The organism is Candidatus Pseudomonas phytovorans, from assembly GCA_029202525.1.
In the GTDB taxonomy this organism is placed as follows: Bacteria; Pseudomonadota; Gammaproteobacteria; order Pseudomonadales; family Pseudomonadaceae; genus Aquipseudomonas; species Aquipseudomonas phytovorans.
The window spans coordinates 3,824,959-3,844,362 of record CP119325.1; the positions used below are offsets into that span (position 1 = coordinate 3,824,959).

The 19,404-nt window shown below is 60.1% G+C and carries 18 protein-coding genes; 7 read left to right on the forward strand and 11 right to left on the reverse strand.

Features of this window, described 5'->3' with window-relative positions; translation table 11 throughout:
• Window positions 1–27: 27 nt before the first annotated feature.
• From P0Y58_16825 to P0Y58_16840, 4 genes are all read right to left on the reverse strand, one after another.
• Window positions 28–792 carry an amino acid ABC transporter ATP-binding protein gene (locus tag P0Y58_16825; GenBank protein WEK28570.1) on the reverse strand — a complete coding sequence of 255 codons (765 nt, stop codon included), beginning with the start codon at window positions 790–792 and terminating at the stop codon, window positions 28–30.
• Window positions 789–1,454: an amino acid ABC transporter permease gene (locus P0Y58_16830; protein WEK28571.1), complete on the reverse strand. Its 666-nt coding sequence runs from the start codon at window positions 1,452–1,454 to the stop codon at window positions 789–791. The genes P0Y58_16825 and P0Y58_16830 overlap by 4 nt, the downstream gene beginning before the upstream one ends.
• Before the next feature lie 3 nt (window positions 1,455–1,457).
• Window positions 1,458–2,093, reverse strand: a complete 636-nt coding sequence (locus P0Y58_16835; GenBank protein ID WEK28572.1) for an amino acid ABC transporter permease — start codon at window positions 2,091–2,093, stop codon at window positions 1,458–1,460.
• Window positions 2,094–2,170: 77 nt separating this feature from the next.
• A complete protein-coding gene (locus tag P0Y58_16840; GenBank protein WEK28573.1) occupies window positions 2,171–2,959 on the reverse strand; it encodes an ABC transporter substrate-binding protein in 789 nt (262 codons plus the stop codon).
• Between the two features lie 287 nt (window positions 2,960–3,246).
• On the opposite strand from P0Y58_16840, the gene P0Y58_16845 reads away from it, so the two are divergent.
• Window positions 3,247–3,687 (forward strand): Lrp/AsnC family transcriptional regulator, encoded by a 441-nt coding sequence (locus P0Y58_16845; GenBank protein ID WEK28574.1) that lies wholly within the window; start codon window positions 3,247–3,249, stop codon window positions 3,685–3,687.
• 147 nt (window positions 3,688–3,834) lie between these two features.
• On the opposite strand, the gene P0Y58_16850 is transcribed toward P0Y58_16845, so the two are convergent.
• Window positions 3,835–6,882 (reverse strand): aminotransferase class III-fold pyridoxal phosphate-dependent enzyme, encoded by a 3,048-nt coding sequence (locus tag P0Y58_16850; GenBank protein WEK28575.1) that lies wholly within the window; start codon window positions 6,880–6,882, stop codon window positions 3,835–3,837.
• Window positions 6,883–7,024: 142 nt separating this feature from the next.
• Between P0Y58_16850 and P0Y58_16855 the strand changes: the two genes are divergently transcribed.
• Both P0Y58_16855 and P0Y58_16860 read left to right on the forward strand, forming a co-directional pair.
• Window positions 7,025–7,465, forward strand: a complete 441-nt coding sequence (locus P0Y58_16855) for an Lrp/AsnC family transcriptional regulator (protein WEK28576.1) — start codon at window positions 7,025–7,027, stop codon at window positions 7,463–7,465.
• 113 nt (window positions 7,466–7,578) lie between these two features.
• Complete coding sequence (locus tag P0Y58_16860; GenBank protein WEK28577.1) at window positions 7,579–7,833, forward strand: type B 50S ribosomal protein L31; 255 nt, start codon at window positions 7,579–7,581, stop codon at window positions 7,831–7,833.
• A 55-nt stretch (window positions 7,834–7,888) separates the two neighbouring features.
• On the opposite strand, the gene P0Y58_16865 is transcribed toward P0Y58_16860, so the two are convergent.
• The 4 genes from P0Y58_16865 to P0Y58_16880 form a co-directional block, all read right to left on the reverse strand.
• Entirely contained in the window at window positions 7,889–8,266 is a 378-nt protein-coding gene (locus tag P0Y58_16865) for a DUF4440 domain-containing protein (protein ID WEK28578.1), read from the reverse strand.
• A 190-nt stretch (window positions 8,267–8,456) separates the two neighbouring features.
• On the reverse strand, window positions 8,457–9,074 hold the full coding sequence (locus P0Y58_16870; GenBank protein WEK28579.1) for a dTMP kinase: 618 nt from the start codon (window positions 9,072–9,074) through the stop codon (window positions 8,457–8,459).
• A gap of 183 nt (window positions 9,075–9,257) precedes the next feature.
• The gene (locus tag P0Y58_16875) at window positions 9,258–10,361 is read right to left on the reverse strand and encodes a P1 family peptidase (GenBank protein WEK28580.1); all 1,104 of its coding nucleotides are present in this window, start codon (window positions 10,359–10,361) and stop codon (window positions 9,258–9,260) included.
• A 12-nt stretch (window positions 10,362–10,373) separates the two neighbouring features.
• A complete protein-coding gene (locus tag P0Y58_16880) occupies window positions 10,374–11,738 on the reverse strand; it encodes an APC family permease (GenBank protein ID WEK28581.1) in 1,365 nt (454 codons plus the stop codon).
• Between the two features lie 193 nt (window positions 11,739–11,931).
• On the opposite strand from P0Y58_16880, the gene P0Y58_16885 reads away from it, so the two are divergent.
• The gene (locus P0Y58_16885) at window positions 11,932–12,723 is read left to right on the forward strand and encodes a helix-turn-helix transcriptional regulator (protein ID WEK28582.1); all 792 of its coding nucleotides are present in this window, start codon (window positions 11,932–11,934) and stop codon (window positions 12,721–12,723) included.
• Window positions 12,724–12,818: 95 nt separating this feature from the next.
• Window positions 12,819–15,359, forward strand: a complete 2,541-nt coding sequence (locus P0Y58_16890; protein ID WEK28583.1) for an HWE histidine kinase domain-containing protein — start codon at window positions 12,819–12,821, stop codon at window positions 15,357–15,359.
• A gap of 119 nt (window positions 15,360–15,478) precedes the next feature.
• On the opposite strand, the gene P0Y58_16895 is transcribed toward P0Y58_16890, so the two are convergent.
• Window positions 15,479–17,122: an acetolactate synthase large subunit gene (locus P0Y58_16895; protein ID WEK28584.1), complete on the reverse strand. Its 1,644-nt coding sequence runs from the start codon at window positions 17,120–17,122 to the stop codon at window positions 15,479–15,481.
• Window positions 17,123–17,292: 170 nt separating this feature from the next.
• Here P0Y58_16895 and P0Y58_16900 point away from each other — a divergent pair, with 170 nt between their 5' ends.
• A complete protein-coding gene (locus tag P0Y58_16900; GenBank protein WEK28585.1) occupies window positions 17,293–18,174 on the forward strand; it encodes a LysR family transcriptional regulator in 882 nt (293 codons plus the stop codon).
• Window positions 18,175–18,312: 138 nt separating this feature from the next.
• Here P0Y58_16900 and P0Y58_16905 read toward each other — a convergent pair whose 3' ends face one another.
• Window positions 18,313–18,963, reverse strand: coding sequence for an alpha/beta hydrolase (locus tag P0Y58_16905; GenBank protein WEK28586.1), 651 nt, complete (start codon window positions 18,961–18,963; stop codon window positions 18,313–18,315).
• Between the two features lie 208 nt (window positions 18,964–19,171).
• Between P0Y58_16905 and P0Y58_16910 the strand changes: the two genes are divergently transcribed.
• Window positions 19,172–19,345: a hypothetical protein gene (locus P0Y58_16910; GenBank protein ID WEK28587.1), complete on the forward strand. Its 174-nt coding sequence runs from the start codon at window positions 19,172–19,174 to the stop codon at window positions 19,343–19,345.
• Window positions 19,346–19,404: the final 59 nt, after the last annotated feature.

The following is a 19,404-nucleotide window of genomic DNA, read 5'->3' on the forward strand; positions in this document are numbered from 1 at the left end:
CCGGGCTATTTATGGAACATGTGCACACTAGCGGTCATGCAAATGCTTCTTCAAAAAAGCCCGGGTACGATCCTGCACCGGGTGCTTCAGGATTTCCCCCGGTGCCCCTTGCTCCACAACAACCCCGCCATCCATGAACACAATCTGGTCAGCCACCTCGCCGGCGAAGCGCATCTCATGGGTGACGATCAACATGGTCATGTGCTCGGCCGCTAGCTGCTTCATTACCAGGTTCACTTCTTCCACAAGCTCTGGGTCAAGCGCCGAGGTTGCCTCATCGAACAACATGACCTTGGGTTGCATGGCCAACGCCCGGGCAATGGCAACGCGCTGCTTCTGCCCGCCAGACAAGCGCGACGGATATTCGTCGACCTTGTTCTCCAGCCCAACCTTCTGCAGGTACTCCAGGGCTAGCTCCCTGGCCGCATTTTTTGAATAGCCCTTGAGCTTCACAGGCCCTATCGCGATGTTTTCACAGACGGTGAGGTGCGGGAACAGATTGAAGTGTTGAAACACCATCCCCATTTGCTGGCGCACCTGGTTGATATGGTGCTCGAAAGCGCGGCCTTTCAAGGGGCGGTTGACCTGGTCACCATCCAGCCAGATTTCACCGCCATTGAGCACTTCGAGATGATTGATCGAGCGCAGCAATGTGCTTTTGCCAGAGCCACTCGGGCCGATGATGGCGAAGATCTGCCCACGCGAAACCGACAGATCGATGCCCTTGAGCACCTCAAGTGTGCCATAGGCCTTGCGAGCGCCCTTCACTTCTACCATAGCGTTGTTATTCATCGTGACATCTCGACCTTAGCTTCAATACGGTTTAACCCAGCCTCAAGCACCAGGTTGACTACGTAGTAGATCACTGCGACGGCGATATAGAATTCAAATGGGCTATACGTTTCACTGACAGCCAACTGGGCGCTGTAGACGAGTTCGGCAATGCCGATGATCGATACCAGTGAAGTGTCCTTCAGCAACACAATGAGGTTGTTGCCCAGCGGCGCAATGGTTTTTCTCAGAGCCTGCGGCACAATGATGTAGCGCTGGGTCATGGCCTTACTCAGGCCGATCGAGCGCGCGCCCTCTATCTGGCCAGGGTCGACCGCCTCGATTCCGGACTTGATCACGTCGGCGTTGTACACCGCAAAATGCAGGCTTAGCCCGATAATCCCCGCAGCCAGCGCCGGAATATCGATACCTACCTGCACCAGCCCGTAATAGATCAAATACAGTTGCAGCAGCAATGGCGTGCCCATCAACAACCAGGTCACGAAGCGCACAGGCAGTGCCATGATTTTCGGCGCATACAGGTCGATCAGGGCAAACAGCACGCCCACGGCCAGGCTGATGACACTGGAACAGAGAAACATGACCACCGTCCACCAAAGGCCGGTTGCCAGCATTTCATAGTAGGGGGTGATGACACTCAGGTTTAATCCTTCCACTGACACTCCTCACTTGGTTGCGTATCGCCGGTCCAGTACTTCCACCAGGTACTTGACTGCGTAGACCATGACGATATAAAGCAACGCCGACACCATGAATATCTCGAACGGTTTGTAGGTTGAACTGATGAAGCGCTGCGCGGTGTAAGTCAGTTCAACCACCGAAATGGCCGATACCAGGGCTGAACCTTTGATCAATCCGATGGCATTCACGCCAAGCGGTCTGATCATCAGCTTCATTGCCTGGGGAATGATGATGAATAACAGCGTCTGCCTGCGGCTGAAGCCAATAGAACGCGCGCCCTCCTCCTGGCCAGGGTCAACGTTATTGATAGCGCCTCGAATGGACTCCGACATATACGCCGCGATATTCATGCCCAAACCGATTACCGCAGCAGCAAACGGCTCCAGCTCAATGCCTATTTGTGGCCCACCAAAGTAGATGATGAACAACTGCACCAGGCAGGGTGTGCCGCGAAATACGCTGACGTAGATTTTGGCTGCCCACCGCAAGATAATGAATGGCGATAGCCTGAACGCCACCAGAACGATTGCCAGGCATAAACCCAGTAAAAGAGAAAGCAACGAGATCTGCACAGTTACCCATGCGGCGTCCATGAAAAACGGGTAGGTGCGTTGGATCAATGACAGGTCCATAAAAACCACTCACAAATTTCAGCCAACCTGGCCCGACCTTTCGGCCAGGCCACTTCAGGTGTGCATCAGCGAATGTCGCTACCCACCCATTTCATGGAGATTTCCTTATAGGTGCCATCGGCCAGAATTTCGTCCAGCGCCTTCTGCAACTGGGCCTTGAGTTCGGGGTTGTTTCTGCGGATGGCGATGCCCAGGCCTTCGCGACCACCCTGCTCGTCTGGCAAACTGATGATCCGCACTTTCTGCCCGGTCTCCTTCACCGCAACCATGACTGGAATGCTGTCCATCACCACGGCATCAATACGCCCCGCCTCCAGGTCCACCAACATTTCTGGCAAGCCTTTGTAGGTGCGCACTTTAAGGTTGCCGCGCGCACGCGCCCATTTGTCATGCGAATCGCCCAGCGTTACGCCAACAGTTACATCCTTGAGGTCATCAAGCCCCTTGATGGGCGAGTCTTCCTTGACGCCGATGGTACGCCCTGCATGGTAATAAGGGCCTACGAAGTCAACGGCTTTAAGCCGCTCGGGGGTAATGGTCATCGAGGCGATGACAGCGTCATACTTTTTGGCCAACAGCCCGGCGATAATGCCGTCAAAGGGTGTAGTAATAATCTTTATATTCACACCCAGGCGCTGGGCGAGTGCTTCACCAATAGAGGCGTCGAAGCCGACAATTTCATTCCTCTCATTGGCAAAGCTGAAAGGAGAGTACTGGCCGCTCATTGCCACACGCAGCACTTTTGACTGTTGAACGGCCTGCAAGTCATCGGCCTGCGTCATGCCGTGAGAAAACAACGCAGCCGCCGCCACCGCGGTGGAAGCCAGTAGCATTCTGGTTTTTCTTGCCAGCATCGAGGCACTCCTTGGAAGTTTCTATTTCTTATTGTCCTGGGCGCTGAGGGCCCTACCTTCACTGAAAGCTTTGCACACGGACACCTTGAAATCACCCTGCAATGTGCGTGTTCGGCTGGCACATTGCCGGAACCGACCGGCACTATGCCGGCGCTACTTCGAGCCTTGGAATAACTGGAGTAGTGTCTGGCAATGCACTAAAAACAAGCAAGTATGCGGCTGGTTTGCCTCCTGCACTGTAACGGGGCGGCCGGTCATTTACCGGTGATCAGGCGGGAGTGTCAGCGTTGCGCGAATTAGACGTCAAAGATCGGGAAATCCTCGAAATACTTTCCAAGGAAGCACGTGTGGCACTCAAGGCGCTGGCGGCAAGAATAGGCCTGTCGCGCAGTGCCACCAGCGAACGGGTATTACAACTGGAACGTAGCGGAGTCATTCGCGGATATCGCGCAGACATTGGTGAAATCGATGCCAATGTAATTCGGGCAATCATCCTGGTGTCGCTGAAGCGTACGCCAGCGCTTGGGCTGTTGGACCTGCTGGCACAGAACGCCCAGGTCAAGCGGGTTTCATCGGTCAGCGGGCAGCTCGACCTGGTGGTTGAGGTTGAAGCACGGACGATTGATGACTTGAACCGTGTAAGAGACGCCGTGGCGTGCCATGACTCTGTAGACGACATCACCACGGCAGTTGTTTTGCGGCGGGACATAGACAGGCAGAAGACCTGAAGCTGGCGGAATCAAGGGCCGCGTTGCGCCCCATCGCCGGCAAGCCAGCTCCCACAGGTACAGCGCAAATATCGAAGATTGCGCAATTCCTGTGGGAGCTGGCTTGCCGGCGATGGGCTGCGCAGCAGCCCTGTTCGCTCTGCCGTATTAATTCAGTGCTGCGGTAAAGCTGTCTTTCAGCACCTCGAGGAGGAAGTCGGCGTTGGCCCGGCTGAAAATCATCGAGGGGCGCATTTTCAGCACGTTGTCATGCGGGCCTTCGGTACCGATCAGCACTCCGCGCTCCCTGGCGCCATCAGCCACTTTCCTGGCCAGGGCCGTGGCCGGCGCCTTCGACTTGCGGTCTGTGACCAGGACGATGCCGAGGAAAAGCCCCAACCCGCGCACATCACCAATCACGTCGAACTGCTGCTGAAGCTTACGGAAACCTTCCAACAGGTAATTGCCGACGTTCAAGGCGTTCTCTTTCAACTGGTCGCGTTCGATTGCATTGAGTACCGCCAAGCCCACCGCGCATGACACCGGGTTGCCGGCAAAGGTGTTGAAGTACTCCATACCGTTGTTGAAAGCATCGGCAACCTCGCGCGTGGTCACCACGGCCGACATGGGGTGGCCGTTGCCAATCGGTTTGCCCATGCTGACGGCATCCGGCACCACGCCTTGTGTCTCGAATGCCCACCAGTGGCTACCGACGCGGCCAAACCCGACCTGTACCTCATCGGCCAGGCAAAGCCCGCCTGCGGCACGGACCATGGCGTAGACCTCCTTCAGGTAGTTGTCCGGCAGGAACACCTGCCCCGCTACGCTGGGGATCGACTCGGCGAGGAAGAACCCGGGGCCTTTGCCGGCCTTGCGCATGGCATCCAGCTGCTCCGCTACCGACTCGGCAAAGCGCTTGCCGTGCTCCTCCACTGGCCAGTGCTCGGGAGCGTGGTAGCTGTCCGGGACCACAGCCTCGTAAACGTGTGCTGCCCTGCCCTTGCCGGCCTTGCGCTTGTACTTGTAAGGGCTGAGGTCGATCAGCTCTTGCGTGGTGCCGTGGTAGGCCCAGTCCAGCACGATCGCCTGGTCACTGCCTGTGTAGTTGCGCGCCATGCGCAGCATCAGGCTGTTGGCTTCACTGCCCGAACAGCCAAAGGATGCTACGCAAAGGCCCTCTGGCAACGTACCGGTCAGGCGCTCGGCGTATTCCACGATGTTGTCGTGCAGGTAGCGGGTGTTGGTATTGAGCAGCGCAGCCTGGTGCGTCAGGGCCTCGATCACGTCGGGGTGGCTATGGCCCAGGTGGCAAACGTTGTTGAAGCAGTCCAGGTAGGCGCGCCCAAAGTTGTCGATCAGCCATACGCCATCACCGCGCACGAACTTGATCGGGTCGGTGTACGAAATCGACAGGTTTGGTAGCAGCAGTTCCTTGCGCCTGGCAATGATCCGGGCCTTGGTCATCCCCTGCTGGCTGTAGGTTTCTGGTGGGATACCGGCCAGGGCCGAAGCATCAGGGAACAGGTCAGCCCACACCTCGCGGTACTCTGGCTCACCAACGCCAATGACCTCGTTCGCGCTCAACTGGGTGTCGGTGGTCATCTGCAGATGCAGGTGAGGAATCCAGCCGCCGTTTTCATGGTCGGCGCCCATGTAACCGACCAGATCGCCAGCTTCAAGCTTGTCACCAGCTTTCAAGCGGCTGAGCGCCTCATGGGCCATGTGCCCCCACAAGGTCAGGAATGGCGGGCAACCTGGCGGTGTGTGCTCGATCATCACCAGGCCGCCATACCCCAGCGGGTCGGGTTCAACTTCAACGCTTCTGACGGTACCGGCAACCGGCGCATACAGCGGTGTACCCGCGGGCATTACCAGGTCGACACCGACATGCAGTGTGCGGCGTTGGCCTTTGATGAAGCGGGACTCGAAAGCGCTGTCGGTGTAGATGGTGCGCAACTCGCCCCATGGCCCGATGGCCAGCGGCACCTGGTGAGCAGCTGAGAATTCATCCCACCAGCGGGTTGCATCCGCAGGGCGCTGCTCAGCGGATGCGATGGTCATCTCGTGGGTGGCGTCACCAAACGGGGCAATCACCTTGTTCAGAATGGCGGCCGACGGGCGCACCAGGTCGGCGAAGGATTTGTGGTTGTCCGCGATCCAGCGGCGGACCTGGCCAGCGCCTTCGATGGCGTCAAAACCACAGGCCTTGCGCAGGATGCCTGTGGCCAGCCGTGGGTTCATCGAGTCAAGCTGCTCCAGCAGGCGCCAGGCAGGCGCTTCACTGATCGCCAGGTAGGGGTTGTCGTCGGTCTGATCATGGCGGGAAGCGGAGAACGTGACGCTGATGACCAGGCGCATGGCGATCAGGTTGAACAACACATCAAGCTCTTGCGCTTGCAACGGGTACTTCTCATGGAAACCGGCCACCAGCGCAGCTGCAGCCCCGATCGGGTCGTCCATGTCGAGAATGGCGTAAGCGCTGGCAATGGCCACCTCGGCAATCAGCACAGTGTGCACTGCATCGCCAAAGTCGATGAAACCGGTCACCTTGCTGGTGGTGTCGACGTCGACCAGAATGTTCCAGTCGTTGGCGTCGTTGTGAATCACCTGAGCCCGGAGTGAGGCCAGCCTGGGTTGTACAGTCTCCTCGAACTGGGCGATGAAACGCTCGACAATCGCCCGGCGCCCGGGGCTTTTGATGCAGTGCAGCCGCGAGCGGGAACGCGCTGCATGGCGCAAGTCCCAGTCCAGGTCCCGCACGGCACCCGGGTGCATGAACCCTTGCAGGGCGCAGTCAAGTTCACCCAGTGCCTGGCCAAAGTGCCTCATCAGCTGGAATGAGCGTTTGGCCTCGGCGAGCGGCGTACCGGGCAACCAGCTGACCAGGCGCACAGCATGCTGTTCACCTGCGGCACTGGCCACACACGGCAAGAAGTCGCCCGCCACACTGGCCCGCAGGTGAGGCACGCCCAAGTGCGCGCCGTGAACGGCCAGGTGCCCAAGCAGCGCGGTTTGAAACTCGCTCTCTACCCTGGGCTCGCTGGCGTTGACGATTTTCAGAATCCAGCCTGCATCAACACCGGTGTTCAACCGGTAGTTGCGATCACGCTCGCCGTCCAGGGGCGTTGCGGTGCCGGTGACATTGAAAAATTCTTTTGCGAGGCCTTCGGCATCGCTTGCCGAAAACCGAGGTGCTGGGTGGGAAAGGTCTGTCATATCATCACGTTCCGAGCGAGCAAATAGTTTTTCAATAGCTTGTCATGCACCGCCGAAACGGACACCCTGCATACAGTCGGGATCGACAAGCATAATGCCGGTTCCGGCCGGCATAAAGACGGTGGGCTAATCAGGTGGCGCAATGCGTGAGCTGGACGCAAAAGATCGTGAGATTCTTGAGGTACTTTCAAAGGACGCGCGTATTGCCCTGAAAGCATTGGCAGCCCGGATAGGCCTTTCCAGAAGTGCCACGACCGAGCGCGTAGTCAACCTGGAACGCAGCGGGATCATTCGTGGTTATCGGGCTGACATCGGCGAGATAGACGCCAATGTCATACGTGCGATCTTGCTGGTGACGTTGCAGCGCACACCCGCCATGGGGCTGCTCGACCAACTGGCTACCGACGCCCGCGTGCGGCGGGTGTCTTCGGTGAGTGGCCAGCTCGATCTTGTCGTCGAGGTCGAAACACGCACGATCGACGACCTCAACCAGGTGCGCGACAACGTGGCACGGCATGAGTCGGTGGACGACATCACCACCTCGGTGGTCCTGCGCCGTGACATCGACCGCCAAGGCGCCTGACACTCTAGCCTTCGCAAAAAAAATGTAGACCGGGACATGCGCTAGCCCTTGTTGCAAATCAATCGCAACTTCGAGTAAATTGTTATGGTATAACATTTACTGAGGAGTTCCACATGAAACCCGGCATCCACCCCGACTACCGCCCCGTCCTGTTTCACGATGTGGCTGCCAACGCGTCCTGGCTGATCGGTTCGACCATCGATACCGACAAGACCCACGTGCACACCGATGGTGTCAGCTACCCGTATGTCACGCTCGACGTATCCAGTGCCTCGCACCCGGTCTACACAGGCCAGGAGCGTAAAACCAAGGCCGAAGGCCGGGTTGCTGGCTTCAACAAACGGTTTGCAGGCTTTACCGCCAAGTAGGAAGCGGCCGCTTTCAGTACATGGAAGCGGCCTTTTCAACGCCCCGCGCGCGGCTTCAGGCGGCCCAGGTTTCCTGCAGGTGGCGCCACAAGGGGCGCCCTCCTTCAACGCTGAACACTGCGGTCGAGATCCGCGTCTTCGCCTGTTGACCGGGCAAGTGGTGCGTCTCGCAATACTGAACCACTGCCCCCTCTGGCCATTGCGCGATGGTTTCCAGCCCAAAGACCTCGATGCTCAAGCCTGGTTGAGCGCCAGCGCGTTGCGTAAACAGCGACGAGATTTCGCGAAGGCCTACTTGGGCGCCGCCAGGTGTGACCATCGTGAAGTCGCTGTGAAACCGCTCCACCATGGCTGCAACAGCGCCCTCCCCATTCGCGAACAGCGCCTCGATCAACTCATGCAGATCAATGACTTCTTTCAGATACCGGTTCATGGTGTTCCTTTCGTTGAATGGGTGAGCGAATCCAAAGCCAGGCCTATTGTGCACGGCAACCCATTCATGCGTTGTACCGCAACAGCATGTATGTACCTGCTGCAATCCGCGTTTTCATAGACCAGTTGACTGAGCGATGGTCCACCCAGGAAAGCCTGCGCGAACAGCGCGATCGAACTGCTGGCTGAACTTACGCGTGGCGCAGTACCGCCTGTATTTCGCCAACTATCTGCCGGGTTGCCTGGTCGAGTGGGCCTTCATTTCGGCACAGCAGCCATGCATGCTCGGCAACCGCCCGCTCGAACGCTTCGGTGCAGGCAACCTGCTCATCCAGGTTGTGGATCACCGTACTGCCCAGCCCACGATTGCGCGCCGCGGCCCTTGCCCATGAGGTTTCAGGGGCGGTGACAACACCAACATGCAAATCTGGTACTTGCACGCCGCGCTCAAGGTTCAGCTGCAGGATCTGCGCAAACGGCACGCTACGGCGAAACGCCGCGTCAGAGGGATACCAGCGATCAATCAGGATGATGCTGTCAGCGGGCTGCCTGGGCAGCACCTTTTGGGAAATCCAGGCACGGCTATCTGCAAAGCGCTCGCAAACCTGATATTCCAGTTCCTGGCACGGGCTTCTGGCGAGCCTGTTGACCAGTACCATGGTTTCGCCGCGGTAGGGGTCGTTGTTTCTCTCGCAAAGGCGGACGACCTTGTGCCCGTCCAGCCTCAGGGCCTGTGTCACAGCCTCCAGCAATGTGGTCTTGCCGGTGCCCTTGGGACCATCAATGGAAACAAACAGCGGGCGGTTCATCGTTCAATACCAATAAGCACAGACGCAGGATGAGAGCACTGATCCCACCCCGCGTTCAAGCGCTTCTCGAAAGGAGCACATCTGTACTCCTTTGGCGAGAGGCGGCACCTACCGCCTTGATGGCCTTTTCTTTTGTAGTGATGCAAAGGCAATGACCCACACTGAGCGAGGGGCCGTTTTGATTCAAGTATTGCCCTGCCACCCCGTTTGCCTGAGTGCTGTCAGCAAGCGCTCGCCCTCCAGACCAGGCACCTCGCGTCCATCTTTCGCCAGCATCGTGCGCCCAGCCAGGATTGCATTCACAATGGCCTCCTCCACCGCCTCTGCCGCCGCCGCGAACAGCGGCGAGATATGATCGTTGTTGACCATTGCCACTTGCGCTGTCACCGGCAGGTCGCGGCGGTTGTAATCGGCAGGCGCCAGCCCGGTATTGCCCGTAGAGAACGCCAGAAAGATATCGCCACTGGAGTCATCGGTACCGCCCCCCGTGCGGGCAATACCCAGCGCCGCACGTTGTGCCAGGCGCTGGCACTGATGCGGCAGCAACGGCGCATCGGTGGCCAGTACCACCACGATGGAACCCATGCCGGGGGTGTCCTGCTGGTCAAATGGCGAAGGCAGATCAAGCAACACCCGGCCCACCGGGTAACCATCCACCCGAAGGTCACGGCGCTGCCCATGGTTGGCCTGGACAAAAGCGCCCACCGTCCAGCCGCCCTCCCCGGCCGGCAGCACCCGCGATGCAGTCCCGACGCCGCCTTTGAACTCATGGCAGATCATACCGGTACCACCGCCAACCGCCCCCTCTGCTACGGGCCCGCTGCGGGCAGCCCCCAGCGCTTGCTGAACCAGGTCGGCATTTACATGCTGGCCCCAGATGTCGTTCAGCACACCGTCGTAGGTCTCCATGACCACTGGCATGCACCAGTAGGTCGCGTGGTCTGCCAAGGTCGCATGCTCATGGGCGATCAGCGCATCGCGCACTACACCGACACTGTGCGTGTTGGTCGTGGCAATGGCGGTAGTCAGCAGGCCCGCCTCACGAATCCACTCCAGGCCTGTGGCGTCGCCATTGCCGTTGAGCACATGGCAGCCGGCAAAGCACGGCTCATAGCGCGCCGGGCCTTCGCGGGGCTCGATGACGCTCACCCCGGTGCGTACGGGTTTGCCGTTATGGGTCTTGTTCAGGGTGGCGTGGCCAACGCGTACACCTGGAACATCGGTAATGGCGTTGTGGGGGCCAGGCCGACCAAGGCCCAGCGTGATCCCGAAATCGCGTGCTCGCATCTTGTCTCTCGCTCAAAGTTTCTGGAAGGCCGGGCTCAACTTGCCATAGGTGCCGTACAGCAACACCGAGGTAAGCAGAATGCCAAGAATGATCAAAATGTCCCGGGCGGAGGCCTCACTCAACAGGGCCGTCAACAGGTACCCCGCACCGGTCACCGCCGCCAGTGCCGGCAGCGGCCACAGCGGCATGCGGTACGGATGCTCCCGGTCACGGCGCAGTACCCGACTGAACAGTGCGCACAAGCCGACCACCAGGTACACGCAGAGGATGAGCAGTACGGTGAACGAGGTCAGCTCCCCCAGGTTGGAACTGAAGGTCAGGGCCGCAGACGGCACGGCGAGGAACAGCGTGGCCAGCCAGGGCGATTCCCACTTGGGGTGAATCCGGGTAAAGGCGCGGTTCAGGGTCGGCATCCACAACGCGTCCCGCCCGCTGCTGTAGATCACCCGGCCACTCTGGATCACCAGGGCGATGATGGCATTGAACACCGACAGGAAGATCCCGCCGCTCACCAATCGCGACAGCGTTTCGTTGCCATGCGCCGCCAGCAGGTAGCCAATCGGATCCGGGCTGGCCAGCATCGCTTCCAGCGACGGTGCACCAATCAGCAGTGCCAGCATGGGGATCACTTCAATGGCCACCACCAGCACCAGTGACCACAGCACGGCCCTGTGGACGCCGCGCCCCCCGCACTTCATGTCTTCTGCCAGCAACACTGCGCCGCCAAATCCGTTGAAGGAAAACAACGCAGTGCCGACCGCACCAATCACCAGCGCCCACGGCGCGGCATGCAGTATTCCGTTATCCAGTACCAGCGGGCTGACGAGGCTGCCGAGGGGTTGCTGGGCATTGCCAAAGCCCAGCACCACAATCACCATCAACGCCGCCACTTCAAGCAACAGGCAGATGCCGGTCACCCACGCGTTCAGCTTGATATTCAGGATACCCAGCAGATAACCCAGGGCGACAATCAGCAAGGCCACCGTCTGCCCATCAAGCTGGGTGCGCAAGGCCGCATTCAAGTAGGTGGCAGCCCCGGTTGCCAGCACCGGTGGAATGAACACCAACATCGCCAGCACGGTAAGAAAGGTGGCGTAACCGGCCATGCCGCCAAATACCCGTTTGGCAAACACATATTCACCCCCGGCAGCACTGTGCGCGCGGCCCAGTTCGGCATAGCAAAGCGCAAACATCAACGCCAACACGCCCCCCAGCATGAAGGCCCAGATTACCCCGGTACCTGCCTGGGCGATGGCGAAAGGCGCGATGACGAAGACCGAGCTGGCGGGGGTCACCGAGGATACGGTGATGGCCACGACGTCAGCGACACTCAGTGTCGGTTTGAGTTTGGAAGCGGGTGCACTACAGGACGTCATTTGTTCATCCTCACGTTGTTGTTAGTGTCAGAGGCAGAACCCGGAAGCGAAACGTGGCGAGCCCGGCGGCCCGCTTGATGGGGATGAAATCTATTCGGCAGAGCCCGGCGGAACAATTCCCCCTAAGGGTTACCCCCGTTGACAGCTGGAGCAAATCGGGCGCCAATGCCCTACTGCCCTCAAGGATGCTGCCGTGGACGTTCTCTTTCATGAAGTTGCCGGTCACGCCGCGCTGGCCAAGGCGATAGAGCACATCGGCGGCCCGCGCTTCTGGCGCCAGCTGATCCTGGTACTGAGGCATTGGGTGCCGTTCGATAACGCGCTGGCGATGCACTTCCCACCCCAGGGCGCACCACAAGTGCTGGAGGAATACGACGCGGCGCCAGCCCCCGTAGCCGGTGAGCTTTATCTCGACGGGTTGTATCTGCTTGACCCCTTCTACCAGGCGGCGCGCGAAGGCCTGGCCAGTGGTTGCTACCACCTCGAAGAGGTAGCCCCGGATCATTTCTGGCAAACGGACTATTACCAGAACTACTTCCAGAACCATGTGCTGATGGACGAAGTCCAGTTCCTGTTGCAGTTACCCGATGGGGTGTTGTCGCTGTCGCTGGGCATGCGCCGCGCTTTCGATGCAGCAGAGCTGGGCAAGCTCAACCTGGTCAGTGCCTGGGTGCTGGCCTTGCTTCAGCAACACTGGGCGCATACCGGCGTCTCGGTGCCCGTACAGCCACCGGTTGGCGATGCGCTGGCCAGGTTTGCCCAAGGCCTGTTATCGGAGCGAGAGCTGGAAATCGCCCGGCTGATTCTGCGCGGCTACTCGTCGAAGGCGATGGCGCAACGGCTGGGAATCTCGCCCGAGACCGTCAAGGTGCACCGGCGCCACCTGTACGCAAAACTGAATATCTCGTCTCACCCTGAACTGTTTTCGATGTTCATCCGGGAGCTGGGCTTCGCGGATGAACGGGGGGAGCTCCCATCAACTTGAGCCTGCGCGCCTTGGTGACCAAGGCGGGGAATGCCTGCTAGGCTGACCATGGCGGCCTTGCTGGCGGCCTACCCTTCACCCACAGGCACGGGCCAATGACCTCCGACCCACAAGTAAACCTGACCAACTGCGACCGCGAACCCATACAGATCCCTGGCAGCATCCAGCCCCACGGCTGCCTGCTTGCCTGTGATGCATCGGCGACCGTGGTCCTGCGCCATTCGGTCAACGCCCCGTATTTGCTGGGCCTTGCAGGTGACATCAACGGCCAGAAGCTGCACGCGTTGCTAGGAGACGAGGTAGCCCACACCCTGCGCAACGCTTTGGCCCGTACCCGCGACGCCTCGCGCCCTGCACTCAGCTTCAACGTGGTGCTGCCCAGTGGCCAGGCCTTCGATGTCGCCGCCCACCTGTTCAAAGGCACGTCAATCCTGGAGTTCGAACCGGCCGGTGCCAGCATTGCCGAGCCCATCGAGCTGGCCCGCACCCTGATTGCCCAGCTGCGCGAAATCGACCAGACCAGCAAATTGTTCCGCGACGCTGCCCGCTTTGTCCGGGCCGTACTGGGCTACGACCGGGTGATGATTTACCAGTTGGGCGCTGACGGTGCCGGCAAAGTGGTCGCTGAAGCCAAGCGCGGCGATCTCGAGAGCTTCATGGGCCAGTACTTCCCCGCCTCCGACATCCCGCAGCAGGCTCGGGCCCTTTATCTGCGCAACCCGATCCGGGTGATTTCCGACGCCCAGTTCAAAACAGTCGCCATCGACCCCGTCCTCGACCCGTCAGGCGAACCGCTCGACCTGTCCTACGCGCACCTGCGCAGCGTGTCGCCGGTCCATTGCGAGTACCTGTGCAATATGGGCGTGGGCGCTTCGATGTCAATATCGGTCATCGTCAACGGCGAGCTGTGGGGGCTGATCGCCTGCCACCACTACGCGCCACGAACACTGGCCATGGGGCAGCGGGTAGCCGCCGAAATGTTCGGCGAGTTCTTCTCCTTGCATATCGAGACCCTGCGCAGCCGGCAAAAGCTCGAAGCCGCCGTGCGGGTTCACAAAGCACTGGACAACATTGTGCGCGATGCCAACAAGGCAGCAGACATCGATGGGTTCTTTCACTCACGCCTGCCGCGGCTTATGTCGCTGATCCCGTGCGATGGCATCGGCATGTCGCTGCAAGGCCGCTGGGCATCAGCCGGACTGGTGCTACCCAAAGCTGCCGTACCCGACCTGTTGCGGCTGGCGGACATGGTCACCGAAGGCCGTACCTGGGCCTCCAATCGCCTGTCGACGGTGCACCCTTCGGCCCAGGCGTACTTCACCGACGTGTCTGGCGTACTGATCATCCCGATGTCGCAGCAGCCCAGGGATTACCTGATCTTCTTCCGCAAGGAGGTCATCGAGACGCTCGACTGGGCCGGGGACCCGAACAAAACCTACGACAGCGGCGCGCTGGGTGATCGCCTCACACCACGCAAAAGTTTTTCCATCTGGAAAGAAACCGTTCACCAGCAGTCGCTGCCCTGGACCGAACAGGATCGCCAGTTTGGCGATGCGATCCGCACCGCCATCGTCGAAGTGGTGCTGCACAACAGCGAGCTGCTTGCCAGCGAGCGCTCGAAGGCTGAAGTGCGCCAGCGCATCCTTAACGAAGAACTCAATCACAGGGTCAAGAACATTCTGTCGCTGATTGGTGCGCTGGTTGCCCATCCGACCTCTGAGAGCCTGACCCTTCACGACTATGTGGCAACCCTGAAAGGACGGATCCAGGCCTTGTCACTGGCCCACGACCAAGTGGTGCGCGGTGATGGTGGCGGGCGCCTGGCGAAGCTGCTGGAGGCCGAACTTTCACCGTACCGCACGGCTACCGGCGGGATCGAGTTGCAGGGGCCGAACGTCATCCTTGACGCGCGCGCCTACTCGGTCATGGCCCTGGTGCTGCACGAGCTGGCTACCAACGCGGCCAAGTATGGTGCGCTGTCGCGACCCGGCGGCAAGCTTTCAGTGAGCTGGGTTATCGACGCCGCCAACGCTTGTGCCATCAGCTGGCGTGAAAGTGGCGGGCCAACGGTACGCCCGCCAAGCCGCACTGGCTTCGGCTCGGTACTGATCGACCGCAGCATCCCGTTCGACCTGGGCGGCACCAGCACGGTGGAATATTACCCCGAAGGCCTGCAAGGCTTGTTCAGGATCCCTGCCCAGCACCTGACCGTCGCTGAAACGTTCGAACCCGCCATCCCGGCCTCGGCCATGGCCCGGGTAGGCGATACCTTCGCATCACGTACGGGGTTGTGTGTGCTGATCCTTGAAGACCAACTGGTCATTGCCGTCGGCCTGGAGCAAATTCTCAACGATGCTCAGATCAAGGACGTGATCACTGCCAATTCCGAAGATGAGGCAATGCAACTGCTCGCCAGACGCACACCGGATGCCGCGATACTGGACGTGAACCTGGGAACCGGCACATCCATTTCTGTCGCCGATGAACTGGTACGTCGTCAGGTTCCATTCCTGTTCGCCACCGGCTATGGCGACGGCATCAGCATTCCCGAGCACTTGAAGGGTGTGCCCGTGGCACGCAAGCCGTATGACGCCAATAGCATCCTGGCTAGCCTGCAGGGCCTGTTAGGTCGTTGAGAAAAATGACGGAGATTGCGAGTGCAGGGAGGATGGCACCGGCCTTGCCGGTGTTCGCGGCTTGAGCCGCGCTTGCAGGAAGGCAGCGCCAGCCGTGGGGCTGGCGCTGTACTTGGGGCTTACACCGCCAGCGCGCGCTCACGCAGCTCGCTGTTGAGGATGCGGTCGTTCTCGCTGTAATCGACCGGGCAGTCGATCACGTGCACGCCCGGGGTGTTGATGCAGTGTTCCAGCAGCGGCAGCAGGCCTTCGGCGCTTTCAACGCGGTGACCGTTGGCACCGTAGGCTTCGGCGTACTTGACGAAGTCCGGGTTGCCGTAGTCCAGGCCGAAATCGGTGAAGCCCATGTTGGCCTGCTTCCAGCGGATCATGCCGTAGCCGTCATCACGCAGGATCACCACGGTGATGTGCATACCCAGACGCACTGCCGTTTCCAGCTCCTGGCTGTTCATCATGAAGCCGCCGTCACCGCATACCGAAATTACCGGGCGGTCCGGGTGCACCAGGTGCGCGGCCATGGCCGACGGCAGGCCGGCGCCCATGGTCGCCAGGGCGTTGTCCAGCAGCACGGTGTTCGGCTTGTGCGCCTTGTAGTTACGGGCAAACCAGATCTTGTAGATGCCGTTGTCCAGGGCGACGATGCCTTCGGACGGCAGTACGCGACGGATGTCGGCAACCAGACGCTGCGGGTAGACCGGGAAGCGGTTGTCGTCGCCGCCTTCGGCGATCTGCGCTTCGTTGGCTTCACGGATCGCCATCAGGCGGGTGAAGTCCCAGTGCGCGGTGTCGTTCAGCGCTTCGCCGATCTGCCACACGGCGTTGGCGATGTCGCCGATCACTTCCACCTGCGGGAAGTACACAGCATCGACTTCGGCGGAGCGGAAGCTGATGTGGATGACTTCGGTACCGCCACGGACCATGAAGAACGGCGGCTTCTCGATCACGTCGTGGCCGATGTTGATGATCAGGTCGGCGGCTTCGATGGCGCGGTGTACGAAGTCACCAGAGGACAGCGCGGCGTTACCCAGGAAGCGCGGGTGGCGCTCGTCGACCACACCTTTACCCATCTGGGTGGTGATGAACGGGATACCGGTCTTGTCGATCAGTTGCTTGAGGACCTTGGCGGTCATCTTGCGGTTGGCGCCGGCGCCGATCACCAGGATCGGGCTGCGGGCCTTCTGCAGTTTTTCCAAGGCGGCTTCGATGGCCACATGCTCGGCCAATGGGCGGCGGTGCAGGCTGCGTGGAATCGGCAGCGCGTCGGTTTGCTCGGCCGCGATGTCCTCAGGCAGCTCCAGGTGCACAGCGCCCGGCTTTTCTTCTTCTGCCAGGCGGAAGGCTTCGCGCATGCGCGCCGGGATGTTGTCGGCCGAGGCAAACTGGTGGGTGTACTTGGTGATGGGGGCCATCATGCCGCACACGTCGATGATCTGGAAGCGGCCCTGCTTGGACTTCTTGATCGGCTTCTGCCCGGTGATCATCATCATCGGCATGCCGCCCAGGTATGCGTAGGCGCTGGCGGTGACCAGGTTGGTGGCGCCAGGGCCGAGGGTCGACAGGCTCACGCCGGTCTTGCCGGTCAGGCGGCCGTAGGTGGCAGCCATGAAACCTGCAGACTGCTCGTGACGGGTCAGTACCAGCTTGATCTTCGACTTGCGCAGGGATTCGAGCAGGTCGAGGTTTTCCTCACCAGGAATGCCGAACACATACTCGACACCTTCGTTTTCCAGGCATTGCACAACGACATCGGCGGCCTTGGCCATTTGGGGTACTACCTCAAAATCTTTGTGGGATTGCAGCTTTATTACGCTGCGTGACTGAGATGTTGCAGGATGTCTCAGTGGCGCGCATCGTAGGCCCTCTGGTTAATAATAATAAATATATTGTTATGATGCTTGGCATCACAGTTTGTTATGAGTGGTAGATCGCCTCAATGAACCTCAAGGCATTGCGCTGCTGCGTCGAGATCGTGCGACAAGGCAGCTTTACCAAGGCAGCGCAGCATTTGCACATCGCCCAGCCAGCGCTGAGCATGGCGGTAACCCGGCTGGAAGAAGAACTTGGCGTAACGCTGTTCAACCGCACCACCCGCAAAGTCATCCTCACAGCCGAGGGCGAGCAGTTTTTGCCGCGTATTGCTTCGGCGCTGCGCGAGATGGATGTTGCCCGGCAAGAACTGCGGGACATGGCCGATCTGAAACGCGGCGAAGTGCGCCTTGGCATCCCGCCCATGTTTGGCCTGCACTATGTGCCAGGGTTGATGAATGCCTTCCGCCGACTCTATCCAGGCATCGCCATGACCGTGTTCGAAGGCAGTGCCGAAGACATTGGCCATCGCCTGGAACAGCGGGAAATCGACCTCGCACTGCTGGAGTCCAGGCGAGTGCCGCCCGACAAGGAATCAATCCTGCTGGGCAGTGACGAGATGCTGGCGTGCATGCACCCCGACCACCCTTATGCCGGCAAAGCCTTCCTCACCGCAGAAGACCTGCGCAACACGGATATGGTGGTGTTTGATAGAACCTTCGTGCAACGCCACCTGCTGGACGCGTTCTTTGCCGAACACGGCATCACCTACCAAGTGGCACTGCAGAGCAACTTCGTTTCGCTGGTGGTGCAGGCGGCGCTGGACAACATGGGTGTGGCCACCCTGCTGCGCTCGGTTCAGCAGCGTACACCGGGCATCGTTGGCGTGCCCTTCCGGCCTGCGCAGCAGATGAGCTTCCGCCTGTGCTGGCGGTCGGGGGAGTACCTGTCTTTGGCCAGCAAACGGTTTATCGACTTTGCCGCGCAGACGCATTACCTGGAGCGTTGATGCCAGCCTGATCCGGCCCTTTCGCGGCTAAAGCCGCTCCCACAGGTACAGCGTAAACGTTGGGCACCCGCAGTCCCTGTGGGAGCGGCTTTAGCCGCGAACACCGGCAAAGCCGGTGCCAGACCGACGCGCCAGTGCCTATGGGAGCGCGGTTTTCAATGCCAGATGGGCGATCACCTGCTCAGCCGCCCGCCCCAGGCAGCCTTTGAAAAAGTGGTTGGCACCTGTGTACACCGACACCCCCCGTTGCTGTGGGCCAGCCCATTGCAACAGGTTGGAAAGCGGCGCCATTTCATCCTGTTCGCCATGCAGCAGCAGGCAATCCGCAGGCACCGGCAATGGCTCGTAATAACGCCCGCCTGGCACATCACCTACCGGCAACCCCAACAACGCCACCGCCCGCAGTTGACCTTCCAGCGCACAAGCGACCCTGGCGAACACGTAAGCACCGAAGGAGAACCCGACCAGGGCTAGCGGCAGCTCAGGCAATTGCTGGCTGAAGTGACGGAAGACCGCAATGCAGTCTTGCGCTTCGCCGATGCCTTCGTCGTGCGCACCTTGTGTCTGCCCTACCCCACGAAAACTCGGCCGTACCACCAACCAACCCGCTGCACACAGCTGCCGTGCCAGGGTGAGCGGCACGATATGACGCGGGCTACCGCCCAACAGCGGTTGCGGATGGCCGACCAGCACCAGCCCCTTGGGTGGACCGACCGGGTAGTCGATCAGCACTTCGATCTGGCCAACCGGCCCATCCAGGAGTAGCGGGTTGCGCAAGGTATCCGACATCGCAATTGTCCTTGGTTCGAATGTGCACGGCAGTCTAAAAGAGCAGGCATGCCGGCTGCCATGAAATACCGTCGTTAAGGCCCGCTCAGGCGGCATTCCCGGGGTTTAAAAAAGTCTGAAAACTGCTATCTAGAGCGGTTATTTCATTTTCATTAGGCAGCTAATTAAGCTAACCTCGCCCGCGCCAGAACAACATCAAGGAGCAGGCATGAAGATCGTAATCGAGCGCAATGAGCAGGATGCAGGCTGTAAGGTGATCATCGATGGGCACCCCGTATCGTTCACCGACATCCACCACGCCCAAGCCTACGTGGACCAGTTGCAGGCCCGCCTTCAGGCCGCTCCTGAGGCCTTCGCGAACCCGGCTGCAGAAACCGCCTGACCCCGCCAGTCGTGCGAGGAAGCCGGCCTGCTTCCTCGACGTTGCAGTCAAAGATTGAC

Bases quoted from the DNA above. Each gene is read 5' to 3' on its own strand.
- P0Y58_16825 (WEK28570.1), bottom strand. From the start codon at position 792: ATGAATAACAACGCTATGGTAGAAGTGAAGGGCGCTCGCAAGGCCTAT.
- P0Y58_16840 (WEK28573.1), bottom strand. From the start codon at position 2,959: ATGCTGGCAAGAAAAACCAGAATGCTACTGGCTTCCACCGCGGTGGCG.
- P0Y58_16850 (WEK28575.1), bottom strand. From the start codon at position 6,882: ATGACAGACCTTTCCCACCCAGCACCTCGGTTTTCGGCAAGCGATGCC.
- P0Y58_16855 (WEK28576.1), top strand. From the start codon at position 7,025: ATGCGTGAGCTGGACGCAAAAGATCGTGAGATTCTTGAGGTACTTTCA.
- P0Y58_16860 (WEK28577.1), top strand. From the start codon at position 7,579: ATGAAACCCGGCATCCACCCCGACTACCGCCCCGTCCTGTTTCACGAT.
- P0Y58_16865 (WEK28578.1), bottom strand. From the start codon at position 8,266: ATGAACCGGTATCTGAAAGAAGTCATTGATCTGCATGAGTTGATCGAG.
- P0Y58_16870 (WEK28579.1), bottom strand. From the start codon at position 9,074: ATGAACCGCCCGCTGTTTGTTTCCATTGATGGTCCCAAGGGCACCGGC.
- P0Y58_16875 (WEK28580.1), bottom strand. From the start codon at position 10,361: ATGCGAGCACGCGATTTCGGGATCACGCTGGGCCTTGGTCGGCCTGGC.
- P0Y58_16880 (WEK28581.1), bottom strand. From the start codon at position 11,738: ATGACGTCCTGTAGTGCACCCGCTTCCAAACTCAAACCGACACTGAGT.
- P0Y58_16890 (WEK28583.1), top strand. From the start codon at position 12,819: ATGACCTCCGACCCACAAGTAAACCTGACCAACTGCGACCGCGAACCC.
- P0Y58_16895 (WEK28584.1), bottom strand. From the start codon at position 17,122: ATGGCCAAGGCCGCCGATGTCGTTGTGCAATGCCTGGAAAACGAAGGT.
- P0Y58_16900 (WEK28585.1), top strand. From the start codon at position 17,293: ATGAACCTCAAGGCATTGCGCTGCTGCGTCGAGATCGTGCGACAAGGC.
- P0Y58_16905 (WEK28586.1), bottom strand. From the start codon at position 18,963: ATGTCGGATACCTTGCGCAACCCGCTACTCCTGGATGGGCCGGTTGGC.
- P0Y58_16910 (WEK28587.1), top strand. From the start codon at position 19,172: ATGAAGATCGTAATCGAGCGCAATGAGCAGGATGCAGGCTGTAAGGTG.